The following is a 22,353-nucleotide window of genomic DNA, read 5'->3' on the forward strand; positions in this document are numbered from 1 at the left end:
AATCACTATGATACTTCACCGCCGCCCTTTTCAGGCGTCCGGCGAGCATAAATTCGGGTCGGCGGACGCGCGCCCAGCTTGCGTCAGCGAACCGAGTCCGGTGCGCGAGACGATTCGCAACGCGTCGTCGAAGCGGAGCACGAGCGGTTCCGCGTGCGCGACTTCGAGCGAGGCGATGCGCGCGTCGTCGATTCCGTCGAGATGCTTGAACAGTGCGCGCAACGCATTGCCGTGCGCGACCATCAACACCGATTCGCCGTTGCGCAACGCGGGCGTCACCGTTGCGTCCCAGAGCGGCAGCACGCGCGCGAGCGTATCGCGCAGGCTTTCGGTGCGCGGCAACGCATCGGGATGTGGCAGCGCCGCGCCGGTGAATTGCGCGACGATGGCCTGCTGCCGCGCGGCATCGAGCGGCGGCGGCGCTTCAGCGAAACCGCGCCGCCACGCGCGCACCTGCGCCGCGCCATAGGAGTCAGCGGCAGCTTCCTTGTCCATGCCCGTGAGCGCACCGTAATGGCGGTCGTTCAGCCGCCACGAGCGCACGACGGGCCGCCTCGGCGCGCCACATCGACCGAGGATCAGATCGAGCGTGTGTCCCGCGCGGCTCAGCACCGACGTGACGGCCAGATCGAAACGCAGCGACAGCGAGCGCATCTGCTCGCCGATGTGCGTCGCCTGCTCGACGCCGTGCGCCGACAGCGGCACGTCCATCCAGCCGGTGAAGCGGTTCGTGCGATTCCATTCCGACTGGGCGTGGCGCAAGACCACGAGCGTTGCGCAATCCGCCATGCTTGACCTCGTCTAGTTGTAGCCCAGAATCGCGGCCGTGCGGACGTGCGCGTGCTCGTTGCCGTTCGACGCCAGCCGCGACAGCGGCGCCGCCTGGAACGCGCGGAACGTCGAGTCCGGCTCGCGTGCGCGCAGCGTCGTTGGCAGCCGCGCGGGATCGCGCGCCGGGCCGCGCACCATATCGTGCACCATACCGCGCAGGAGATTCGTGCTGTGGTGTTTCATCGGCGTATCAGGCCTCCGCAGCGATGCGCCGTTTCGCCAGCGCCGCCTCTAGCAGGGGCGCGCCGAGTTCCGCGCCATGGATACCCGTCGTGCTGACGATTTCGAGCAGTTCCATCAGTTCCTCCGCCGTCGCGCCGTAGCGCAGCGCGTTGCGCATGTGCAGCTTGAGCCCCGGTACGTACAGATGCGTCGGCGAAGCGTCGAACGCGCAATACATGAACTCCTTCACCTTCGGACTCAGCACGCCCGTGTGCCACGGCACCGACGAAAACGCGACATAAGCCTCGAACAGATCGGGGTCGAGTTCGAGCAGACCTTCCCATGTCGGATGCCAATAGCCGCGATTCTTTTCGAAGGCTTCCTTCAGCGCGCGACGCCGTTCGTCGAGCGGCGCAGGCCCGGCGCGCAATCCCTCCTCTTCGAGCACTTCCAGCAGCACGGGCACGCCGACATTGCTCGTGTGTATGCCGATCGTGCTGATCAATTCGAGCACTTCCATCAGTTCCTCGCCCGTCGCGCCGAACGCGAGCGCGCGCTCGAGATGATGCGCGACGCCCGGTCCATACAACTGCGTTGCGCACGCATCGGCGGCGAGCGCGATGAAGGCGCGCACCTTGTCGTCGAGATGATTTCTACGCTGCGGCACCGCCGAGAACTGCACATACGCATCGACAAAGCCCGCATCGAGACGAAGCATGCTGTCCCACGCGGCGTTCCAGACGCCGTGCACGCGCACGAAGTCGTCCCTGATCTGCTGCGGCTCGCGTTGCGCGCGCGCCGGCTGCGCTCCCTGATCCATTCACTCGTTCCTCATGATGGCGATGATCGAATGCCCGCTCGCGCGGAACGCGAAACACGGTATGGGCCGCATTCCGCGCTTTGCGTCAGCGCGCGTCGAGCCCCTTCGGATAATCGGCCTCGGCCACTTCTTCCTGCCACGTCGCCTTGCCGATCGACGTGGCGATGTGCACCATGTAGCTGCCGTCGCTCGCGCCGTGCCAGTGGCGCTCGTTCGGCCCGATGAACACGATGTCGCCCTGGCGGATCTCCTGCGGCGCTTCGCCTTCCTTGCAGATCCAGCCTTTGCCCGCCGTCACCTGCAACACCTGGCCATGCTCGTGCGTATGCCAGTAGGTGCGCCCGCGCGGCGCGAAGAACACCGTATTGATCGTGACGCCGTCTGTCGGCGGCATCACGGGGTCGGCCCACACGGTGCCCGAAAACGTCTCGCCGCGCTGCTCCGACATCTTGCCGTCCGCCCTGCCGTGAAATACCTTCATGCCTGCTTCTCCTCTGCTTTTTCCTGGTCGCAAACCTTTCCGTCGAACAGCCGCACGCCGCCCGATACGTCGCCGATCGCATCGACGACCCGGTTGCTGATCACATCGCCATAGCCAAGCGCCGTGCCCAAGCCGAAGCTCGCGAGCGGCCCCGCCGCGTTCAGCGACACCACGCCCAGCTCGCGCGCGCGGTCGACATAGAGCACCACGTCCTTCGTCATCAGCTTGCCCGTCAGCCCGCCTTCCAGATAGTCGCCATCGACGATCTTCGGAAAGCGGTTCAGCGTCGCGAAGTTCACGCCGCTGCTGCTGTTGAGCACGTCGAGCAGCAGATGCAGATCGAGCCCCGCCTTCTTGCCCGCCACCATGACTTCCGCGCTCGCCGCGAGGCTCACGGCATTGAGGAAGTTGTTCAGCAGCTTGGTCGTGTGTCCCGCGCCGCTGTCGCCCATGTGCGCGACCTTCGCGCTGATCGGCGCGAACGCCCATTTGAGCGCCGCGACAGCGCTCGCGTCGCCGCCGACCATCAGCGTCAGCGCGCCCTTCTCGGCGGCCGCCGCGCCGCCCGAGATGCCAGCGTCGACATACTGCGCACCGCATTCGGTGAAGCGCTGCGCGAGCCGTATCGTCGAGCTCGCGGCCGCCGTGCTCAGATCGACGACGATCTGTCCGGCGCGGCAATTCGCGAGCACGCCACCCTCGCCTTCGACCACGGCTTCGACAACCTTGCTGTCCGGCAGCGACAGCATGACGACATCGGCGAACTTCATCACGTCCGCCACGGTCGCCGCGACCTGCGCGCCCGCTGCCTTCACGCGCTCGGGCACGGTGTCGTAGCCGAGCACGGCGATGCCCGCCTCGACGAGACGCCGCGTCATGCGGCCGCCCATGTTGCCGAGACCGATGAATCCGATCCGTTCCTTGTTCATTTCCGCTATTCCCTTACTGGTAGTCATTCGTCAGAAGTCGACGTCCTTCGTTTCCGGTCCCATCAGCGCGCCGATTGCGCCGATCAGTCCGCCGATGCACAGCAGCACCACCGACGTCAGCCGCAACGGCATGAACGCGCTCAGCCAGTCCATGTAGAACGCGTAGAACGACGGGATGATCACCGACAGACTAAAGCCGACGCCGAAGCCCGTCGCGCGCACATCGGTGACGAAGCGTTCGTTGATGTACGTGACGATCACGCCCCACGGCGACGTGACGAGCACGGCAAGCACGCAGACCAGCACGATGATCGTCGTCAGCGACAGCCCGTCGACGTTCGCGATCACATACAGCAAGGCCGCGCCGACCGTTGCGATCAGCGGGCCGACGATCGCGAAGAAGCGCCGCCGCCCGATCGCCTGCGCGAGCATTCCCGAGCCGATGTAGCTGAAGAACAGCACGAAATACGTGATCATCAACGTGGACGTCATCTGGAAGCCCGTCAGATGCAGCGTCTTCACGAGCAGCCCCGTCGGCAGGAAGATCGTGATGATGTTTTGCGTGAGCCAGAAGCCCGTCATCATGATCAGCACCTGAAGCAGGTTGCGTCCGCTCTTGCCGCGCAGCAGGTCCGTCAGCGGCAGTTTCTCCGGCTGAGGGCCTTTCTCGGCCGTTTCGCTTTCCCAGATCTCCGATTCGGCGACCTTGTGCACGTAGTACATCGCCAGAATCCCCGCGAGCACCGCGCCCAGCACGAACGGAATGCGCCAGCCCCATTGCGCGTACGGCGAGTGCATGCCGTTGAGCGGAAAGAGCGCGAACATCAGCATCGCGATGAGATTGATCGACACGTATGCAGCCGGAAAGCCCGCGATGATGAAGCCGCCGACAAAGCCGCGCTGCGCCTTCTTCGAATACTCGATGGCGAGCGGCATCGCGCCCGTGTAGCCGCCGCCAAGAAAGATGCCGTCGACGAAGCGCAATAGCACGAGCAGCCAGTACGACACGATGCCGATGCTCTCGTAGCCCGGCAGCAGCGCGATCAGCAGCGTGACCACGCCGAAGCCCGACACCGACCAGATCGATGCCTTGCGGCGCCCGATGCGGTCCGCGATCATCCCGAACAGCAGCGCGCCGATCGGCCGCCCGAGCAGCGTCGTGATGAACACGAGCGACGCGAGTATCGTCTCCATGCCGCTCGACAGATGCGGCGGCTGAAAGAACGCCAGCACCGGCGACAGGACGACGACGGGCAGGTAAATGTCGAACATGTCGATGTACTCGGAGAAGAACGCGCCTTTGATGGCATTGCGTCTTTTCGTTTCTATCGACTGCTCGCGTTCGGACTGTATGACGTCTGTCGCAGTGAGGGTCTTCATCGATGTCTCCATTCTTTGTCGGCACCGTGTGGTGCTTTCGTGTGAGCGAATCCGTGAATCCTTAAATCCGCATTCAGACCGCCGAAGTCTCCGCTTCGTACGCCTTGATCGCTTCCGTCGCAACGCGGAACGCGGCCAGCGCGAGCGGCACGCCGCAGTAGATGGCCGCCTGCATCAGCACCGCGCGGATCTCTTCCTTCGTCACGCCGTTGCGCAGCGCGCCCTTCACGTGCACGGACAGCTCGTGATGCTGGCTCATCGCCGTGAGCATCCCGAGGTTCAGCATGCTGCGCGTCTTGAACGGCAGCGTCCTGTCACCCCAGATGTCGCCCCAGCAGCACTCCGTGACGTACTTCTGCATCGGCCGGTTGAATTCGTCGGCGTTGGCCCACGACTTCTCCACGTGACCCGCGCCGAGCACTTCCTTGCGGTTTTCAAAGCCCTTTTCGAAACGTTCGTTGCTATCCATCTTCAAGGTCCTCTCTGTTGCTCTGCCCGTTCAACCGCTCTACGCACCCAGCCTGCCTGACGCGATGATTGTCCGACAATCCAGACACGCAAAATTTTTTGGCCGCTTTTTGGCCCACTTCTGGTCCGCTTTGAAATTCCCGTCGCGGACCACGGCGCGTCAATCCGCGCCGTAACCGACCAGCGCCTTCGTTTCCAGATACTCGCGCAAGCCCGCTTCGCCCCACTCGCGGCCGTTGCCCGACCGCTTGTAGCCGCCGAACGGCGCGTTGAAATCGGTGGGCGGATAGTTCAGGTGGACGCCGCCAGCGCGCAGCGCACGGCCGACCTTGCGGGCGCGCGCGATGTCGCCCGATTGCACGTAAGCCGCGAGACCGTAGTCGGTGCCGTTGGCGATCGCGATGGCTTCCTCTTCGCTGTCGTACGCGATCATCGACAGCACCGGCCCGAAGATTTCCTCGCGCGCGATCGTCATGTCGGGCGTGACGTCCGCGAAGATGGTCGGCTTCGCGTAATAGCCCTTCTCGATGCCCGCCGGCAATCCCGTGCCGCCCGTCACGAGCCGCGCGCCTTCGTCGATGCCCTTCTGGATCAACGCCTGCACGCGCTCGAACTGGTTGCGGTTCACGAGCGGTCCGAGCTGCGTCGAAGGCTCGTCGGTCGGCCCGACGCGATAGGCTTCCGCCACGCGCTTTGCGATCTGCGCCGCGTCGTTCATCAGGTGACGCGGCACCAGCATGCGCGTCGGGATCGAGCACGACTGGCCCGAGTTCGTGAAGCACGCGGCGACGCCGCGCTTCACCGCTTCGTCGAGATCGACGTCGTCGAGCAGGATGTTCGCGGACTTGCCGCCCAGTTCCTGCGCGACGCGCTTGACGCTCGGCGCGGCCGCCTGCGCGACCAGCACGCCCGCGCGCGTCGAGCCCGTGAACGACACCATGTCGATATCCGGGTGGCTCGCAATCGCCTCGCCAACGCCGGGGCCATCGCCGTTCACGAGATTGAATACGCCTGCGGGCACTTGCGCTTCGTCGAGCACTTCGGCGAACAGCAACGCGCTCAGCGGCGAATACTCGCTCGGCTTGAGCACCATCGTGCAACCGGCCGCGAGCGCGGGCGCGATCTTCACGACGATCTGATTGACGGGCCAGTTCCACGGCGTGATCAGCCCGCACACGCCGATCGCTTCGAGCACGACACGCGTGCTGCCGCGCTGCTCTTCGAATGCGAAGCGCTCGAGCACGTCGATCAGCGCGTTCAGATGCGCCGGGCCGCGTGCCGCCTGGCCGTTGCGCGCGAACGTGATGGGCGCGCCCATCTCGCGACGCATCGCCTCCGCGAACTCGTCGTAGCGGCGCTCATAGATGCCCAGCACGCGACGCAGCAACGCGACGCGTTCCGCGACGCTCGTCGCGGACCACGCGGGAAACGCGCGGCGCGCGGCGGCCACCGCGCGGTCGACGTCTTGCGCATTGCCGAGCGCGAGCCGCTCGAACGGCACTTCGGTCGACGGATCGACGATATCGAACCATCGTGGGGACGCGGGCTCGGCCCAGCGTCCGTCGATATAAAACTGCGGTGCATGTGACATGGCTGGCTCCAGAGCAGAAAAATCAGCGCGCATCGCCATCGAGCAGGCGATACACATCGAGCACGCGATACATTTCGGTGTGATCGGTCGTGGGCGTCGAATGTTGCGCGGCTTCGTCCCACATCGCCGTGCAGGTCGCGCCAAGCGTCATCGGATAGCCGACCGACTGCGCAAGCGCACGCGCGATCTTCAGATCCTTGTTCATCAATTGCAGCGCGAAGCCGGAGGCGAACGTGCCGTTCAGCATGAACTGCTTCACCTTGTTTTCCGACGTGTTGCTGCGGCCCGTCGATGCGTTCAGCACATCCGTCATCGCGTCGGGCTCGATGCCGAAGCGTTGCGCGATGTGCAGCGCCTCGACCGTCGCAGCCAGTCCCGCCGCCGACACGTAGTTGTTCAGCGCCTTCGCCGCGTGTCCCGAGCCCGCGCCCCCGATGTGCAGAACGCTCTTGCCCATCGCTTCGAGCACGGGCTTGCATCGCGCGAGCACGTCTTCGCGGCCGCCGACGAGAATCGCCAGCGTGCCTTCCTTCGCTTTCTTGACGCCGCCCGATACGGGCGCATCAAGATACGCGAGGCCGCGCTCTTCGAGCACCGAGCCAAGCTTGCGCGAGCGCTCCGGTTCCGACGAGCTCATGTCGATGACGACGGCGCCCTTCGCCAACAGGCTCGCCCAGCCGTCCGCGCCGCGGCCGAGCAGCACGCTTTCGACAATCGCCGAGTTCGGCAGCATCGTGATCAATGCGTCGAGCGACGCGGCATTGTCCTTGCGCAGACGCTGCGCGCCCGTTTGCGCGGCAAGCGTGTCGGCGCGCGCGGCATCGGCATCGTCGATGTACAGATCGAAGCCGGCGTTGGCGAGGCATTGCACCATCGGCCCGCCCATCATGCCGAGCCCGATGAAGCCGATGCGCCTGGGTTGTTGCTGTGTCATAAGGGCCGTCTCCTAGCGCAGCGCGGAGAACGCGGTCGGCGTGAGGAAGTGATTTTCGATGCGCTCGACAATCGGCTTCTCCGCTTCCGTCGCGGCGCGCTTCGCGATCCAATCGGCGTCCGCCTGGAACGCGTTCCACTTCTGCTCGCGCTCAGCGAGGCTTTCCCACTTCAGCATGTAGGTGAGCGCGTGATTGCTCGGGCCGATCAGCGTGGTCCAGAAACCGATCTGCTGGATGCCGTGCTTTTCGAAGAAGCCCAGCGTCGTGTTCGTGAAGCGGTCGAGCAAGGCCGGCAAGCGCGTCGGCGCGCAGTGATAGATGCGCATTTCAACGATCATGTGATTCTCCATGGTTGTGTTCTTGCGTTCGCATTGTCAGAAACAGAAGCGGATCAGTCCGCGAGCCCGTCGACGGACGACCAGCGTTCGACGTACCTGACGAGTTCCGTCATGTCGCGCGCGGCGCCGTCCTGCATCGCGGCGTAGTTCCACACCTGGCGTGCGATGCTGCCCACCCACATCGGCACGCCGAGCGCCTGGCATTCGTCGACGGCCAGGCCGATGTCCTTGCACACGCTGCCGACTGGAAAGCCGAAATCGAATGTGCGCGGCAGCACGTGCTTCGGAAACTTGTCGAGCGTCGCGCCGTTCTTGCCGCTGCCCGCGTTGATCACCGACATCATGACCTCCGGGTCCAGTCCGCCGCGCATGCCCGCGACGAATGCCTCGGATGTGATCGCAAACGCCGTCGACGACAGCATGTTGTTCAGCAGCTTAAGCAACTGCCCCTGCCCGGCTTTGTCGCCGACGACGAACACCTTGCCGAGCACATCGAAGAGGCCGCGCACTTCTTCGAGCGCGAGAGGATTGCCCGCCGCCATGATCGTGAGCGTGCCTTTCTTTGCGCCCGCTGCACCGCCGCTCACGGGCGCATCGACGGTTTCGATTCCCTTTGCGAGCAAACCATCGGCGACTTCCCTTTCGATGCGCGAGCCGACCGTCGACAGATCGACGAGGATCTTGATCGCGCTGCCCTCGACTAGACCGCCGTCGCCGAGCGCGACGTTCCTGAAGATCGCGGGTGTGGGCAGACTCGTGAACACGATACGCGCGCTGTCGGCCACTTCGCGCACCGATGCGGCCGCCTGTGCGCCGATCGCCTCGAGTTCCGCAACGGCTGCGTCATCGCGGTCGTACACGACGACGGCATGACCCGCCTCGATCAGCCGCCGCGCCATCGGCCGGCCCATCGTGCCGACGCCGACGAAACCGAGCAATGGTCCGCGTTGCTGACTTGATGCCTGACTACTCGACATGACAATCCTCGCGAATAAAAAGATCCCTGCGTCAATCCGAGCCGCGGGCACGCGTGAGACGCACCACGGCGGCCGCATCGGACTCGTGCTCGAACTTCCATAAGCGGTCGACGAGCGGTTGAGCGTCGACGCCCGAGCGGCCATATGTCGTGAGCCGACGCAGCTTGTCCGCAAGCTCGACGTTGGCAAGCGGCGCGGCAAGGCTGCCGCGCGCGGCATGCACGCGATGCAAGTGGCGTTCGCCCGAGCGCAGCACGATCGTCACTTGCGCCGATTCGACGGGCCACGACGCGTCATCGACGAAACGCAGCCGGCACGCCAACGCGCGCAGCGACGGATCGGCGACGGCGGCATCGCTGAACTCTTCGAGCCCCGCCTTGCCGCGCGACAGCACGACAGCCACCGCATGCTGTGCGCTGACCTGCGATTCGCGGCCCGTGCGCACGCCCGGCCGGTCGGTGCGCTCGCGCAGCAGCGGATGACCCGTCAGCTCGACCTGCTCGATATCGTCGATGGACCAGCGCGCGTCGCGCCGCAAATCGAGGCACGCGTCGATTACCGGGTTGAGCACGACGCCGCATGGATAGGGCTTGTAGGTGTTGCTCAGCAACGCCCACTCGCGCCCGAGCGCTTGCGTGAGCGCATGCCAGGCCGGCTTCAACGCCGTTACGCGCACGAAGCCGCGTTCGCCTTCGAGCGGCGCATCGGGTCCTGAGAAGCCGTCTTCCGCGAGCAGCGCTGACAGCAGCCCGTTACGCGCCGCATTGCCGACGCTGATGCTTTTCGACATCGTGCCGAGCGTTTCGACCAGTCCGCCCGTTTGCGCGGACGCATTGCCGAGCGCCCACACGATTTCGCTTTCACCGAGCCCGCGTGCCTTTGCAACAGCGGCCGCCGCGCCGAACACGCCGCAAGTCGACGTGATGTGCCAGCCGCGCTGATAGTGCTCCGGCGACACCGCACTGCCGATGCGGCACTCCACTTCGACGCCGAGCACGAACGCGAGCAGCAGCGTTTCGCCGCTCATTGCATGCGACTCGGCGAGCGCAAAGAGCGCGGCGGCGACGGGCGCCGTCGGATGGATGATCGTCGGGATGTGCGTGTCGTCGAAGTCGTACACGTTGGCGCTCATCGCGTTGAGCGCGGCTGCGTTCAGCATGTCGGTGCGCTCGCTGCGGCCGATGATGGTCGCATTGTCATCGGCGCGAAAGCGGCCGTAGACGGACACGGCCTTGTCGAGCGTCGGATCATGCGAGCCCGCGAGAGCGACCGCGAAGTAATTGACGAGCGCGCGTTTCGCTTCGCTGCGCACGGCAGCGGGCAGGTCTTGCCACTGCGTGTCCGCGACGAAGCGCGCGAGCGCGCGGGTCAGTTCGTCGTTGCCGCCGTCGCACATCGTGCGGGTCTCGATGGAATCAGCCTGCAAGCCAGCCTCCTTCTATCGGCATCATCGCGCCCGTGATCTGGCTCGCCGATGGCCCGCACAGAAACACGACCATCTCGCCGACATGCGCGGCATCGACGAGTTCGCCCGTCGGCTGTTTGCCTTTGAGGAACTCGCGCACGGCGTCGCTGCGATTCAAGCCGCGCTCGTCCATCAACGCATGGATGCGGCCGTCGATATTCGGCGTGAGCACCGAGCCCGGACAGATTGCGTTGCACGTGATGCCCTGATTCAGCGTTTCGATTGCCACCGAGCGCGTGAGGCCGAGCAGCGCCGTCTTCGTTGTCACATAGTCGACGCGATTGGCGACGGCACGCGTGCCGTACACCGACGTCATGTTGACGATGCGTCCCCAGCCGCGCTCGCGCATGCCGGGCAACACCTGTTGAATCGCGCGGAACGCAGCCGTCAGATTCACTGCGAGCGCGTTGTTCCAGTGTTCCAGCGGAAATGCTTCGATGCCCGCGAAATGCCGGACGACTGCGTTGTTGATCAGCACGTCGAGCGAACTCACGCGCTGGCGCGCCGCGCCGATCAGCGCATCGACGCCCGCAGGCGTCGCGAGATCGGCTTGCACATAGGCGACGTTTACGTCGAAAGCGTTCGCCAGCTCGTCTGTCGTGCGCGTCATCTGCTGCGGCGCTTCGAGGCCGTGCAGCACGACATCGCATCCCGCGCCAGCGAGCCCACGCGCCATCGCGAGTCCCAATCCGTTCGACGAACCCGTGACGAGCGCGCCCTTGCCTTTCAACGTCATGTGCGTCTCTCTCTTGCCTACCGCGATTCAGCGTCGAGCCGCACGATCCAGCCTTCCGTCTCGCGATCATGCGACGGATAGCGCGTGAGCACGGCGGGATCATGACCGGGAATCACGTGATTCGGCGAACTCGCCAGCCGATGCGCTGTTTCATAGCCTTGCAGCATGTCGCCGACGTTGTAGACGACGGGAAACGGCCGATGCTCCTGCATGTTCGCGTAGAAATGCGACGCGTCGGATGCGAGCACGACCCAGCCACGCTCCGTATGCACGCGCACGATCTGCAGGCCGTTCGTATGGCCGCCGACCCAATGCACGCTCAACCCCGGCGCGATCTCCGATGCGCCTTCGTGAAACTGCACGCGCCCTTCGAACAGACGGCCGACCATCGACTTCACATCCTCGGGTTCGAACGGATGGCTCAGCGCGTGATGACACATGCAGCGGCCCGTGCAATACGCCATCTCGCGGTCCTGTACGTGATAACGCGCGCGCGGAAACAGCGAGTGGTTGCCCGCGTGGTCGTAGTGCATGTGCGTGATGATCACGTCTTCGACGGCGTCCGCGCGAATGCCGATCTGCCTCAGCCCGCTCTCGACCGTATTGGTGATCGTGCGGCCGCGCTTGTCGGCCATCGCCTGATCGAAGCCCGTATCGACAATGAACGTGCGCGACTCGCCCACCACGGCCCATACGAAGTAATCGAGCGGCATCGGCACATCATGAGAATCGCCGCCGATGAAGTTGTCTCCAGAGCGGCGCTCGAAATGCGCGTACTTGACTGCGTAGATCCGGTAGTTCTCAGCGGGCGACGACATGTCTCGATTGTCCTTTCATGTGGTAATCGTGTAGAAACGCGCGCGGCCCTTCACTCGATTGCAGCCGTCGCGCTTCCCTCCTGTGCTTCCACGCTCGTGACGCCGGCATCGGCGGCGATTGCTTCGAGCGAGCGCTGCTTCGTTTCCGCGCCGAGCACCCCGACGATCAACGCCTGAACCAGCAGCGTGCCGACGATCAGCGTCAGCACGCCCGCGATGCCGAAGCGCATGAACGCGCTCGCGACCGCATACGGCACGACGATGCTTACGGCACGGCCCGCCGTGTTCGCGAGCCCCGAGCCGCGCAACCGCAGTTCCGTCGGGAACAGCTCGGGCACATACGTCGCGACGCTGAACGACGACAGCACATAGATGCAGCACGTGATCGCAAAGCCGAGCGCCGTGATCGCCACCGCGGACTGCGCGAACGGATAAGCAATGCCGAAGCCCACGCAGACGAGCGAAAACAATACGATGCCCCACTTCCGCCCAAGATGCTCGGCGAGTGCAAATGCGATCAGCGAGCCGACAGGACCGCCCGCGAACATCAGCGCGGTGATGCCGAGCGAGTTCGACACGCTGTGCCCTTGCTTGACGAGGAACGTCGGTATCCAGCTGACGAACGCGTAATTGACGGTGAACAGCGCGACGAGAACCGTGATGGCCGTGATCGTGCGCGTCAACAGACGGCGCGAGAACAGAGCGCCGAGGCGGCCGGCTTCGGTGGTTTCGGTGGAATAGAACTCGCGCGTCGACGACTCCGTGGCATTCGCCGAGTGGCTCGACGTGCGGCTCGCGGTGCTGCCGCACGCCGTCTCGATTCGCTCGACAATCTGCCGCGCTTCGTCGGCGCGTCCGCGCGATGCGAGCCAACGCGGCGATTCCGGCATCGACTTGCGCAGGAACCAGACGACCAGCGCGCCACATCCCGCGATCGCGAACATCCATCGCCAGCCGTAGTGCGGCACGATCAGCCAGCCGAGAAACGTCGACAGAAACAGCGACGTGTTGATGATCAGATTGAGGATCGTGCCGAAGCGGCCGCGCCAGTCGGCGGGAATGAATTCGCTGAGCGTCCCGTATCCGACGACGATTTCCGCGCCCATGCCGACGCCCATCACGAGACGGAAGAAGATCAGCCAGTAGATGGACGGCGCGAGCGCCGCCGCAATCGACGCGAAGCCGTAGATGCCGAGATTGAACTGATAGCAGAAGCGGCGGCCAAAACGATCGCCGAGCAGCCCGGAGAGCCACGCGCCCGTCATCATGCCGATAAAGGTGACGGATACGAACGTCGCGTTGAGGCTCAGTGTGGATTCGCCGCTGTGAACCATCGCCGCAAGGACCGTGCCGGCGATGTAGATGTCGAACGAATCGAAGTACATGCCGGCCGCGATCAGGCCCAGCAGACGCCAATGGAAGCCGGACAGAGGAAGTCTGTCCAGACGCGCTCCGATGTTGACATCCATCTGCATGGTGCTGTCTCCGTCACGTTGGCGTACTTCGACCGGCGGGCCTTCTTTCAGATCATTAGAAGGCAAACCGTCCGCTTGTTGACGGATTATATTCCTGTCATACAATCCGTCAAGAAGATAAATTGCTAGGCACGACCTGGTCGGGCGTGGTCAGGAGAGGCCGAATTCGGATGCGAAGCGGACGAGGTCCGCGCCGTTGTCGAAGTGCAGTTTCCGCATGGCCGAGTACTTTTGCGTTGCAACGGTTGCTTTCGAGCGATTCAGCTTACGCGCGATCTCCGTCAGCGACATCCCGTTCGCGATCAACCGGACGACCTCTGTTTCGCGCGGAGACAAAGGTTGTGCGCGCCGCAAATCTCTTTGAGTTTTCCCCGCCATCGAAAGGCTGCGCATGATGGTCGAAGAAAGTATCGTTTCTTTCTCGAGCAGCGCGCGCATGCAGATCTTGCCCAGCACGCTGACGTCCTCGTCCTTGCCGACGATGCCCGCCACGCCGAGGCGACACAATTGATGGAGAACGCCTCTGTTCGTCGTCATCGTGAAGACGACGATCCGCGTTTCCGGCCGTTGCTGGCGCAAGCGCTGAACAAGCTTGAGGCCGTCGTCATCCGGGTCTTTCGAATGCATGACGAGATCGGTGACGATCAACTGGACGGAGTCAGTCTCCGTGGCGCGCAACAACTCGGTGCCCGTACGCGCCGTAGCCACCACACTGAACGACGGCATGACAGCCAACACGTCGCAAATCGCCAGGACGACAATGGGATGATCGTCCGCGACAGCGACGTTCACGCGGCCCTCTAAATTCGCCATAATTTTTCAGAGCTATCGAAGTGATCTTGCGAAGGATGCTTAACCTGGCGCGGATTCATACGACGCCAAAACGACGACTAACCCGTTCATAGCGCAGCCGCTCGCAACGTCACGGCGCTCTGACTCACGCCGGTCGTGAAGGATATGCAAGATCAGACAATGGCGTATATCAAACAACTCCCAATGCTGAATACTCGAACCGTTGCATCAAATGAACCGGGGCATTCGCGACAAAATCGCATCATCGTTCATGCGATGAAACGTTATCAGCAAGCACCACTTTTCCGACATGTGCTGCGCAAAGAAAAAATTTTCGAATTCCTTCTATTGCACTGAGTGGTCGTCACAGGCAGTCTGATGCACGCGGTTTTAGACCGCGTTTATGTCTTTTTCTATCCGATTTCGGCGCACCCTACCCGGTGCGCTTTTTTTGCGCCCAAACAATAGAAGGATTTCTATCTATTGGATATTCGTTCGCATGATTTGCGTTGAGCCTTGCAATACAGATCAACTTGCCGAAATTCGAAGTTATTCGATGGAAGCATCCTGCTCACGTTCGTATCGTTGAAAGTATTCCTGGAGAGCGATATGAACATGAAATTCGAATCTGTGTTGACAGACGAGCAATGGACTCGCGTGAGTCAGATTTTCGAGCGCGAGCCGAAGGTGGAAACGCGTGGCCGTCCCGGCTATCACAATCGGGACGTTTTCGAGTGCGTGCTTTGGGTGATCTCGAATGGCGCGCCCTGGTCCGCACTGCCGACACGCACGCCCGACTTTCGCACATGTCATCGCCGCTTCAAGATCTGGTCGCGACGGGGCTTGCTGGACGAAGCGCTCGCGCAACTGTTCGGCAAATCTGCCGAAACGATGCTTCAGTCGATAAAAGCCCGGTCGCGCTTGCGGCAGCAGGCACCGTCCGCGCGACAGCACGGACAGTCGCTGGAAGCCGCGTGAGGGATGTGATGCACGGGCAAGCCGAAGTATTCCGCGAACCGTATCGGACTTACCAGCACGCACACGCGAATGAGTGGCTGGCAGAGAACGACTTGCCGCCCGTATCGGCGTGGTATCAACCGAAGATCGAGCTTGCGACGGGCGTTACGGCTGAGGGCGTCGAAACAGCCACCGACATCGAACGAGTGAGAGCGGCGGGCTGCGATTTCGCGCAAGGCTTTGCCATTTCGCGAGCGCTCCCCCAACAGGCTTTGAAGGACTTTCTGTCGCGCAGGCAGTAGTTGCGCTCGCTCTGAAGCTAACGACGCCAGCTCATCAGGATATCGAATAACATGTACTCGCCATTTATTTTCGATGCCTTTCTATATGTCGGATCATTCGACACAGGTTATTGTTTGAAGCGGATCATAAAAGGCAGTATCTCAATCGACTCTGTCGCTGAAAGCGTAGAAAATCCGACGCCGAAACAGTCGACGGTCTAAACCGGATCGTCGGCACCAATATGATCAGGACGGCATCTCCGTTGCCGCGCGCAAGCGATTGCGATTTCAACAGACGGAGACAGCCGGTATTGCTGACAAGCCATCGAATTGGAAAAGCAGCATCAATTGGCTTTTCGAGGGATGAATGTGAAAGAAAAATGCATCAGGGTTGCGATCGCTGACGATCATCCGCTCGTGCTATACGGACTCCGCAAAGCGCTGGAAAATTCAGGCGTTATCGTGACCGGGGAAGTGAGCAATTCCTCGCAATTGATGGCCTTGTTGAATAGTGCCGCTTGCGACGTGCTGATAACGGACTACTCGATGCCCGACGAACGCGCGCTGAATGGATGGCGTTTTCTTGCGTCTGTTTCGAGTGAGTATCCGGAGCTGCCTGTGCTCGTGTATAGCGAGTTCGAAGATCCGTTCCTGGTCGGAAGTCTTGTCAAGCGAGGCATTGCGGGCATCGTCAGCAAGCGCGAAGAGATGTCCGAGGTCGTGGCCGCCGTGCGGCGCGTTGCGTCCGGGCAGCGCTATTTTTCTCCGATCATGCAGGCCGCGCTGGATCAGTTCGACGCGCTGCCTCAACTGCGACGTTTCGCCGGACTCACACGGCGACAGATGGAAGTCGCTGGCCTGATGCTGTGCGGGTTGACGGTCTGCGAGACGGCTCGCCTGCTCCGTCGCCGCCCGAACACCATCAGCATGCAACGCGCGGCGGCATGCAAGCGGCTGGGCTTTTCCGGCGAGTCCGAAATGTATCGCTTCGCCGCTGGGCACGGCCTATGGCTGGACAGATCGAGCGCGGATCAGATGCTCGAATTCGCGTGATCCGGCGGTCGACGGTCCCTCTTTGATCTTCTTTCCACGGCGCCTCAGCCACTCGAGTTGAGGCGCTCGCCTTTTCTGAATTGACACGTCGCATGCAGCCCCGCTCTCTGCCGCGACTATCACAGAACGCCACGTGAGGCGGCGGCACCCTCTGTGCCGTCTACCCAGCCCCGCCTCTACGGCCCGCGATACGCCATCTTTCACGGCGCACGCAAATTCGAATTCCTTCTATATAGCGCGCCTGACCCTCTATCTACCATCCACGCTGGAATCCGCAAAAGCGGCTCTGGCTTGCGCAGTCACTTCGAAATAGAACTTTTCCGAAGTCGCGACGCCGGTGATTGCCCACAGCACCGGGCGTTTTCAGTCTGCTCACGTGCCTCACAAAGGCATCGGATTCCTGATCATCAAAGGCTTGTAACAGGTGTGAGCCGCCCATCAGCCACACATCTGCCAGCGCCTCATGCAGGTCCGCGCTCGTCCAGGTCGGGGCGGTACATTCATTTACACGGAAGTCTTCCATACATGAACAAGAATCGGTTTCGCCGGGTCTTCAGCAAGCGTCTCGGCATGCTGGTCGCAGTCGCCGAAAACGTGATGAGCCAGGGCAAGCAGCCCGGCGAAGGTACAGCCGCGACGGGCGGCGCAGAACTCGGCGTCATCTCGACGATGACGGCCGTCGCCCTCGCCCTGCTCGTCGCGCAACCCGACGTCGCCCGCGCGCAGGCCCTGCCCACGGGCGGCCAGGTCACGGCCGGCCAGGCGACGATCTCGCAGCCCAACGGCAACACGATGAACATCAATCAGGGCAGCCAGCGCGCCGTGATCGACTGGAACTCGTTCAACATCGGCCAGGGCAACACCGTCCAGTTCAACCAGCCCAACGCGCAGGCCCAGGCGCTGAACCGTGTGACGGGCGCAGGCGCCTCGAACATCCAGGGCTCGCTGCTAGCCAACGGCCAGGTGCTGATCCAGAACGCCAACGGCGTGCTGTTCGGCAAGAACGCCATCGTCAACGTCGGCTCGCTGCTCGCGACGACCAAGTCGATCGACAGCAACGCGTTCATGGCGGGCAATCCGCTGCAACTGAATTCGACGGGCACGAACGCCAGCGTCATCAATGACGGCACGATCCAGGCGCAGGGCTACGTCACGCTGATGGGCGACCAGGTGCGTAACACGGGTACGATCTCGACGGCGCCCGGCGGCCAGGTGATCCTCGCCGCCGGCGACAGCGCAACGGTCGCGCTGCCCAACGGCCAGGGCATCCAGCTCACGCTGACGAACGCGACGGCCAACGCGCTGGTGGAGAACAGCGGCAACATCAAGGCCGACAACGGCACGGTGCTGCTGACGGCACGCGGCACCAACACGCTGCTCGACACGGTGGTGAACATGTCGGGCGTCACGCGCGCGGGCACGGTGGTGGCCGACGCGGGTAACACGGGCGACGTCGCGGTGACGGGCACGATCGACGCATCGAACCGGGCCGCCGGCGGCACGGGCGGCACGGTGGTGCTCTCGGGCGATCGCGTGGGCGTGTTCGGCAATGCGACGATCGACGTGAGCGGCGATGCGGCGGGCGGCAAGGTCATCATCGGTGGCGACAGCCTGCATCAGCTCGCGGGCACGCAGGCGGCCGGCATGCTGCAGGACGGCGTGAACTTCGCGAACTTCACGCAGGTGGACGCGGGCGCGAGCATCAAGGCCGATTCGGCGCATGGCGATGGCGGCTTCGTGGAGACGTCGGGTCATAGCCTCGACGTGCAGGGCTCGGTCAGTGCAGCGGCGCCGGACGGCAAGGCTGGACAATGGCTGATCGATCCGACGGATGTGACGATCAGCACGGGCGCGGACGCGAACTACTCGGGCAACGTGAGCGGCGGTTTCAGCGGCGACACGAACACGAGCGCGACGGTCAACAACCAGACGATCAGCAATACGCTGAGCAGCGGCACGGACGTGACGATCACGACGGCCAGCTCGGGCACCGCCACGGGCAACATCGTGCAGAACGCGGGGGCGGATATCGTCAAGAGCGGTGGCGCGGCGGCCAATCTGACGATGGCGGCCAATGGCAGCATCACGCTCAATGGCAATATCACGTCGACGTCGAATGCACTCAATCTGAATCTGACGGCGGACGTTGGCGGCAACCACACCGGCACACTCTACCAACAGAGCGGCACCATTGATCTGAATGGCGGCAATCTGACTGCCTATGCCGATGTGTCCGGCCAGAGCAGCGGCAATGGCGTGGCGTTCAGCGGTACGGTGACGAACGTGGGTGGTGGGACGATTGCCGGCTTTGCCAATACGGGCGACGGCGTGATGTTCGTGGGGAACTTCACCGAGATCGGCAATGGCACGCTGACGGTGACGGGTACGTCGAACACGGGCACGGGTGTCTACTTCAGTAGCACTTTCACTGATATGGGCAACGGCACGCTGAACGTCAACGGCAGTACGTCGAACGGTTCCGGTGTTTATCAAGGCTCAGGCGCGACCCTGAACGTTGTTGATCATAGTTCGGCGAACATCACGGGTGCGTCGTCGTACGGGGATGGCGTCTACCTGGGCGGAAATATCAATGCCAACCAGTCGGCCTCGCTCAGCTTCAGTGGCAATTCCACCTCGGGAGGTGGGCTTGTTGGGGGAGTTGGCGTATATACGTATAACAATCAGATTAACGCGACCGATAACGCAGTCATCAATATTTCCGGTACGTCGACATCGGGCGACGGTGTTGCTGCCGGCGTGGAGGACAACGTCAATGTCCGGCCAACGAAATTCACCACTTCACAGAACGGCACCATCAATATTCACGGAAACAGCACGAGCGGCATTGGCGCCGACCTGTACCAGTTGTCCGTAACCGAAGCGGACAACTCAACGGTCAACGTCGAAGGTAGCTCGGGCTCTCTCGCTGGCGTGACGCTGGGTGGCGGGCGGTTTGGTTGGCTGACCAGCAACCTGAAGATTCAAACCCAGGACAACGCGACTTTCAACGCGCACGGCACTTCGGTCAACGGCGCCGGCGTTCAGATCGGTACAGGCGGAACGACCCAAGGCCAGTACATCAATACGGCCGATAATTCATCTGTCAACATCTTCGGCAATAGCAACACGTCCACGGGCGTTCTGCAGACAGCGTACAAGAATCTCAACGTCAGTATTGCGGATGAATCCCGGGTTAACTTCAACGGCACCAGCACCAGCGGCACGGGTGTGTCGATGGCTGTCAACACCACGTTGACGGGCAACTCTGCGCTCGACATCGAAGGCTCGTCGTCCAACGGAGCAGGCGTAGATGTCAGCGGCGCGATCACCGCGACGGACTCTGCGAGCTTGAATCTCGCCGGACATTCGAACCTCGGTGACGGCGTGCAGCAGTACGCTGCGCTGAACATCACTGGCAACGCCACGGCAGACCTGAGCGGCACCACGAACGGCGTGGCCAGATCTGGTGTGTATCTTCCCGGCACGGAGACGGTTTCGGGCAATGGCGCGCTGAACGTCACCGGCACGGCCAATGGAAGCGGCGGCAATGGCATCACGAGCCCAGGTTCGATCACGACTAGCAATGACGGTGCCGTCAACCTGAACGGCACGGGAACGGTTGGATCGGGTGTGACGGTGACTGGCGCGTTGAACGTCGGCGACGTCAGCACGATCACCATCTCAGGCAATGCAACGACGGGCACGGGCGTGGTCGATTCCAGCGCGATGAATCTCTCGGGCAACGGCTCGGTAGTCATGAGCGGCGAATCGGTCAATGGCACCGGCGTATCTGCAACGATCACAGGCAACCTGTCCGATAACGGCACGCTCAGTGTGTCGGGGTCCAGTACGAATGGCACGGGTGCGTCGTCGACCTTTAACGGCAACCTCAGCGGCAATAGCACGCTGGATATCAACGGCACGAGTACGAACGGCACGGGTGCTTCGTCGAGCTTTACCGGCAACCTCAGCGGCAATGGCACGCTCGATGTCAACGGCACCAGCACGAACGGCACGGGTGCTTCGTCGAGCTTTACCGGAAACATCAGCGGCAATGGCACGCTGGAGGTCAGCGGCACGAGCACGAACGGCACGGGCGCGTCGTCGAGCTTTACCGGAAACGTCAGTGGCAATGGCACGCTGGAGGTCAACGGCACGAGCACGAACGGCATGGGCGCGTCGTCGAGCTTTACCGGAAACGTCAGTGGCAATAGCACGCTAGATGTCTCTGGCACGAGCACGAACGGCACGGGTGCGTCGTTCACTCTGAACGGCAATGCAACTGACAATGCTGCGATCGCCCTCTCCGGCAACAGTACGAACGGAAGCGCTGTATTCATCGGTGGCACATCGAACTTTTCACAGAATGCCACGCTGGACGCCAACGGTACGTCAACTAACGGCTATGGCGTTCAGAAGAATGCAAACTGGAACGAATCGGGTGACGCCCAGATTAATGTCGCCGGAACATCCACCAATTCGTTTGGCTTCGCTGACTACGATAGCACCAACGTCACTGACTCTGCCCAGTTGAACATCGAAGGCCGATCAGATACTGCCACCGGCGTGTGGATCAACGGCATGGCGCCGATCAACATCGCCGACAACGGTACGGTGAATATATTCGGCCAGTCTAACGGTTCCGGCTACGGCGTCCAGGACGGATACAATGCGACGCTGTCCGGTAACGCAGCGTTGAACATCCAAGGTCAATCGCAAAGCTTCTACGGTGTGGCGCTTTACGATCCGACCGCGATGTCCGGGAATTCTACGTTTAATGTGACCGGCAGTTCGAACACAGGCGATGGCGTAGGATACGTCAACGGCGTCACCAACATGGGTGACAACAGCTCGATGTATCTGAACGGGACGTCGAATACTGGAGCCGGTACCAATCTTTCTGGTGGCTCGCTCAACTTGTCGGATAACGCTTCCCTTGTAATCGAGGGAACGTCGACGAACGGCACGGGCACGGCGCAAAGCAACATTATCAATATTTCGGACAATGGCGGGGCCGATATAAGCGGTAGCTCGACCAATGGTACTGGCGCGGTTGTCAATGGCAGCGTGAACGTGACGGATAACGGCACGCTCAACGTGTCGGGTGATTCGTCAACCGGCGACGGCGTGATCGTCGCCCCGAACGGCTCGATCAATACCTCGGGCAACGGCACGGCAGACATCGCGGGCAACTCGACGAATGGCGCCGGCGTGACGATCGAGGGGCAGGTGAACGTGACGGACAACGGAACGTTGAACGTGACGGGCAATTCGCAAGCTAACGGCGCTGTAGTCGTCGATCCGAACGCATCGATCGACATCTCGGGCAACGGCGCGGCGACGCTGTCGGGCAACTCGACGAACGGAAATGGCGTCCTCATTGACGGCGACGTGAACGTGACGGACAACGGCACGCTCAATGTCAGCGGAACGTCGGTCAACGTGGCCGGTGCAGCGGAAGGCCCCAACGGCTCGATTGACATATCAGGCAACGGTGCGGTGGACATCGCTGGGCAGTCCACGAACGGAAGCGGTGTGAACATCAACGGCGACGTGAACGTCACCGAAAACGGCACGCTGAACATCGATGGCAACTCGACCAATGGCTCGGGTGTGATCGTCAGTCCGAACGGCTCGATCGACATTTCGGGCAATGGTTCGACCAACATCTCCGGCGACTCGGTCAACGGCAATGGTGCGGTTATCAATGGCGACGTTAATGTCACGGACTACGGTTCGCTGAATATTTCCGGTACGTCGGCCAACGGCGATGGCGTGATCGTCGATCCGAACGGTTCGATCAACACCTCGGGGAATGGCTCGACCAACATCTCGGGTAACTCGACCGACGGTAACGGTACGGT

Annotated in this window: 20 protein-coding genes; 4 read left to right on the forward strand and 16 right to left on the reverse strand. The window is 62.5% G+C overall.

All coding sequences use genetic code 11. The features are described from left to right. Positions 1–30: 30 nt before the first annotated feature. The 16 genes from BN2476_RS13665 to BN2476_RS13740 all read right to left on the reverse strand — a co-directional run bounded on the left by BN2476_RS13665 (position 31) and on the right by BN2476_RS13740 (position 14,219). Positions 31–789 (reverse strand): 2,3-bisphosphoglycerate-dependent phosphoglycerate mutase, encoded by a 759-nt coding sequence (locus BN2476_RS13665; protein WP_087734701.1) that lies wholly within the window; start codon positions 787–789, stop codon positions 31–33. 12 nt (positions 790–801) lie between these two features. Next, positions 802–1,014 (reverse strand): hypothetical protein, encoded by a 213-nt coding sequence (locus BN2476_RS13670; protein WP_087734702.1) that lies wholly within the window; start codon positions 1,012–1,014, stop codon positions 802–804. Positions 1,015–1,021: 7 nt separating this feature from the next. After that, on the reverse strand, positions 1,022–1,813 hold the full coding sequence (locus BN2476_RS13675) for a carboxymuconolactone decarboxylase family protein (RefSeq protein ID WP_087734703.1): 792 nt from the start codon (positions 1,811–1,813) through the stop codon (positions 1,022–1,024). Positions 1,814–1,898: 85 nt separating this feature from the next. Further along, the gene (locus BN2476_RS13680) at positions 1,899–2,294 is read right to left on the reverse strand and encodes a cupin domain-containing protein (protein WP_087734704.1); all 396 of its coding nucleotides are present in this window, start codon (positions 2,292–2,294) and stop codon (positions 1,899–1,901) included. After that, on the reverse strand, positions 2,291–3,223 hold the full coding sequence (locus BN2476_RS13685) for an NAD(P)-dependent oxidoreductase (protein ID WP_087734705.1): 933 nt from the start codon (positions 3,221–3,223) through the stop codon (positions 2,291–2,293). The genes BN2476_RS13680 and BN2476_RS13685 overlap by 4 nt, the downstream gene beginning before the upstream one ends. A gap of 30 nt (positions 3,224–3,253) precedes the next feature. After that, positions 3,254–4,603: an MFS transporter gene (locus BN2476_RS13690; RefSeq protein WP_087734738.1), complete on the reverse strand. Its 1,350-nt coding sequence runs from the start codon at positions 4,601–4,603 to the stop codon at positions 3,254–3,256. Positions 4,604–4,676: 73 nt separating this feature from the next. Beyond that, positions 4,677–5,072, reverse strand: coding sequence for a carboxymuconolactone decarboxylase family protein (locus BN2476_RS13695; RefSeq protein ID WP_087734706.1), 396 nt, complete (start codon positions 5,070–5,072; stop codon positions 4,677–4,679). Between the two features lie 159 nt (positions 5,073–5,231). Then, positions 5,232–6,662: an aldehyde dehydrogenase family protein gene (locus tag BN2476_RS13700; RefSeq protein WP_087734739.1), complete on the reverse strand. Its 1,431-nt coding sequence runs from the start codon at positions 6,660–6,662 to the stop codon at positions 5,232–5,234. A gap of 22 nt (positions 6,663–6,684) precedes the next feature. Further along, on the reverse strand, positions 6,685–7,596 hold the full coding sequence (locus BN2476_RS13705; protein ID WP_087734707.1) for an NAD(P)-dependent oxidoreductase: 912 nt from the start codon (positions 7,594–7,596) through the stop codon (positions 6,685–6,687). Between the two features lie 12 nt (positions 7,597–7,608). Then, positions 7,609–7,935: an NIPSNAP family protein gene (locus BN2476_RS13710; protein ID WP_087734740.1), complete on the reverse strand. Its 327-nt coding sequence runs from the start codon at positions 7,933–7,935 to the stop codon at positions 7,609–7,611. Between the two features lie 53 nt (positions 7,936–7,988). Further along, a complete protein-coding gene (locus BN2476_RS13715) occupies positions 7,989–8,912 on the reverse strand; it encodes an NAD(P)-dependent oxidoreductase (protein WP_087734708.1) in 924 nt (307 codons plus the stop codon). A gap of 31 nt (positions 8,913–8,943) precedes the next feature. Then, positions 8,944–10,338, reverse strand: a complete 1,395-nt coding sequence (locus tag BN2476_RS13720; RefSeq protein WP_087734709.1) for an MmgE/PrpD family protein — start codon at positions 10,336–10,338, stop codon at positions 8,944–8,946. After that, the gene (locus BN2476_RS13725) at positions 10,328–11,113 is read right to left on the reverse strand and encodes an SDR family oxidoreductase (RefSeq protein ID WP_087734710.1); all 786 of its coding nucleotides are present in this window, start codon (positions 11,111–11,113) and stop codon (positions 10,328–10,330) included. Before BN2476_RS13725 ends, BN2476_RS13720 begins: the two co-directional genes overlap by 11 nt. A gap of 17 nt (positions 11,114–11,130) precedes the next feature. Continuing rightward, positions 11,131–11,931, reverse strand: coding sequence for an N-acyl homoserine lactonase family protein (locus BN2476_RS13730; protein WP_087734711.1), 801 nt, complete (start codon positions 11,929–11,931; stop codon positions 11,131–11,133). 50 nt (positions 11,932–11,981) lie between these two features. After that, complete coding sequence (locus tag BN2476_RS13735) at positions 11,982–13,406, reverse strand: MFS transporter (protein ID WP_087734712.1); 1,425 nt, start codon at positions 13,404–13,406, stop codon at positions 11,982–11,984. A 150-nt stretch (positions 13,407–13,556) separates the two neighbouring features. Beyond that, positions 13,557–14,219, reverse strand: a complete 663-nt coding sequence (locus BN2476_RS13740) for a response regulator (RefSeq protein ID WP_087734713.1) — start codon at positions 14,217–14,219, stop codon at positions 13,557–13,559. 588 nt (positions 14,220–14,807) lie between these two features. Here BN2476_RS13740 and BN2476_RS48145 point away from each other — a divergent pair. The 4 genes from BN2476_RS48145 to BN2476_RS13760 form a co-directional block, all read left to right on the forward strand. Next, positions 14,808–15,176, forward strand: a complete 369-nt coding sequence (locus tag BN2476_RS48145) for a transposase (protein ID WP_087734714.1) — start codon at positions 14,808–14,810, stop codon at positions 15,174–15,176. Positions 15,177–15,184: 8 nt separating this feature from the next. Further along, complete coding sequence (locus BN2476_RS48150) at positions 15,185–15,457, forward strand: EAL domain-containing protein (protein ID WP_087734715.1); 273 nt, start codon at positions 15,185–15,187, stop codon at positions 15,455–15,457. Positions 15,458–15,799: 342 nt separating this feature from the next. Further along, a complete protein-coding gene (locus BN2476_RS13755; protein ID WP_087734716.1) occupies positions 15,800–16,489 on the forward strand; it encodes a response regulator transcription factor in 690 nt (229 codons plus the stop codon). 525 nt (positions 16,490–17,014) lie between these two features. Next, a partial coding sequence (locus BN2476_RS13760) for a two-partner secretion domain-containing protein (RefSeq protein WP_087734717.1) occupies positions 17,015–22,353 on the forward strand: 5,339 nt, incomplete at its 3' end.

Origin of the sequence: Paraburkholderia piptadeniae, assembly GCF_900007165.1 — a bacterium.
GTDB lineage: Bacteria > Pseudomonadota > Gammaproteobacteria > Burkholderiales > Burkholderiaceae > Paraburkholderia > Paraburkholderia piptadeniae.

Bases quoted from the DNA above. Each gene is read 5' to 3' on its own strand.
- BN2476_RS13675 (WP_087734703.1), bottom strand. From the start codon at position 1,813: ATGGATCAGGGAGCGCAGCCGGCGCGCGCGCAACGCGAGCCGCAGCAG.
- BN2476_RS13695 (WP_087734706.1), bottom strand. From the start codon at position 5,072: ATGGATAGCAACGAACGTTTCGAAAAGGGCTTTGAAAACCGCAAGGAA.
- BN2476_RS13755 (WP_087734716.1), top strand. From the start codon at position 15,800: ATGAATGTGAAAGAAAAATGCATCAGGGTTGCGATCGCTGACGATCAT.
- BN2476_RS13690 (WP_087734738.1), bottom strand. From the start codon at position 4,603: ATGAAGACCCTCACTGCGACAGACGTCATACAGTCCGAACGCGAGCAG.
- BN2476_RS48150 (WP_087734715.1), top strand. From the start codon at position 15,185: ATGCACGGGCAAGCCGAAGTATTCCGCGAACCGTATCGGACTTACCAG.
- BN2476_RS13665 (WP_087734701.1), bottom strand. From the start codon at position 789: ATGGCGGATTGCGCAACGCTCGTGGTCTTGCGCCACGCCCAGTCGGAA.
- BN2476_RS13735 (WP_087734712.1), bottom strand. From the start codon at position 13,406: ATGCAGATGGATGTCAACATCGGAGCGCGTCTGGACAGACTTCCTCTG.
- BN2476_RS13715 (WP_087734708.1), bottom strand. From the start codon at position 8,912: ATGTCGAGTAGTCAGGCATCAAGTCAGCAACGCGGACCATTGCTCGGT.
- BN2476_RS48145 (WP_087734714.1), top strand. From the start codon at position 14,808: ATGAACATGAAATTCGAATCTGTGTTGACAGACGAGCAATGGACTCGC.
- BN2476_RS13700 (WP_087734739.1), bottom strand. From the start codon at position 6,662: ATGTCACATGCACCGCAGTTTTATATCGACGGACGCTGGGCCGAGCCC.
- BN2476_RS13705 (WP_087734707.1), bottom strand. From the start codon at position 7,596: ATGACACAGCAACAACCCAGGCGCATCGGCTTCATCGGGCTCGGCATG.
- BN2476_RS13710 (WP_087734740.1), bottom strand. From the start codon at position 7,935: ATGATCGTTGAAATGCGCATCTATCACTGCGCGCCGACGCGCTTGCCG.
- BN2476_RS13685 (WP_087734705.1), bottom strand. From the start codon at position 3,223: ATGAACAAGGAACGGATCGGATTCATCGGTCTCGGCAACATGGGCGGC.
- BN2476_RS13730 (WP_087734711.1), bottom strand. From the start codon at position 11,931: ATGTCGTCGCCCGCTGAGAACTACCGGATCTACGCAGTCAAGTACGCG.
- BN2476_RS13740 (WP_087734713.1), bottom strand. From the start codon at position 14,219: ATGGCGAATTTAGAGGGCCGCGTGAACGTCGCTGTCGCGGACGATCAT.
- BN2476_RS13725 (WP_087734710.1), bottom strand. From the start codon at position 11,113: ATGACGTTGAAAGGCAAGGGCGCGCTCGTCACGGGTTCGTCGAACGGA.
- BN2476_RS13670 (WP_087734702.1), bottom strand. From the start codon at position 1,014: ATGAAACACCACAGCACGAATCTCCTGCGCGGTATGGTGCACGATATG.
- BN2476_RS13680 (WP_087734704.1), bottom strand. From the start codon at position 2,294: ATGAAGGTATTTCACGGCAGGGCGGACGGCAAGATGTCGGAGCAGCGC.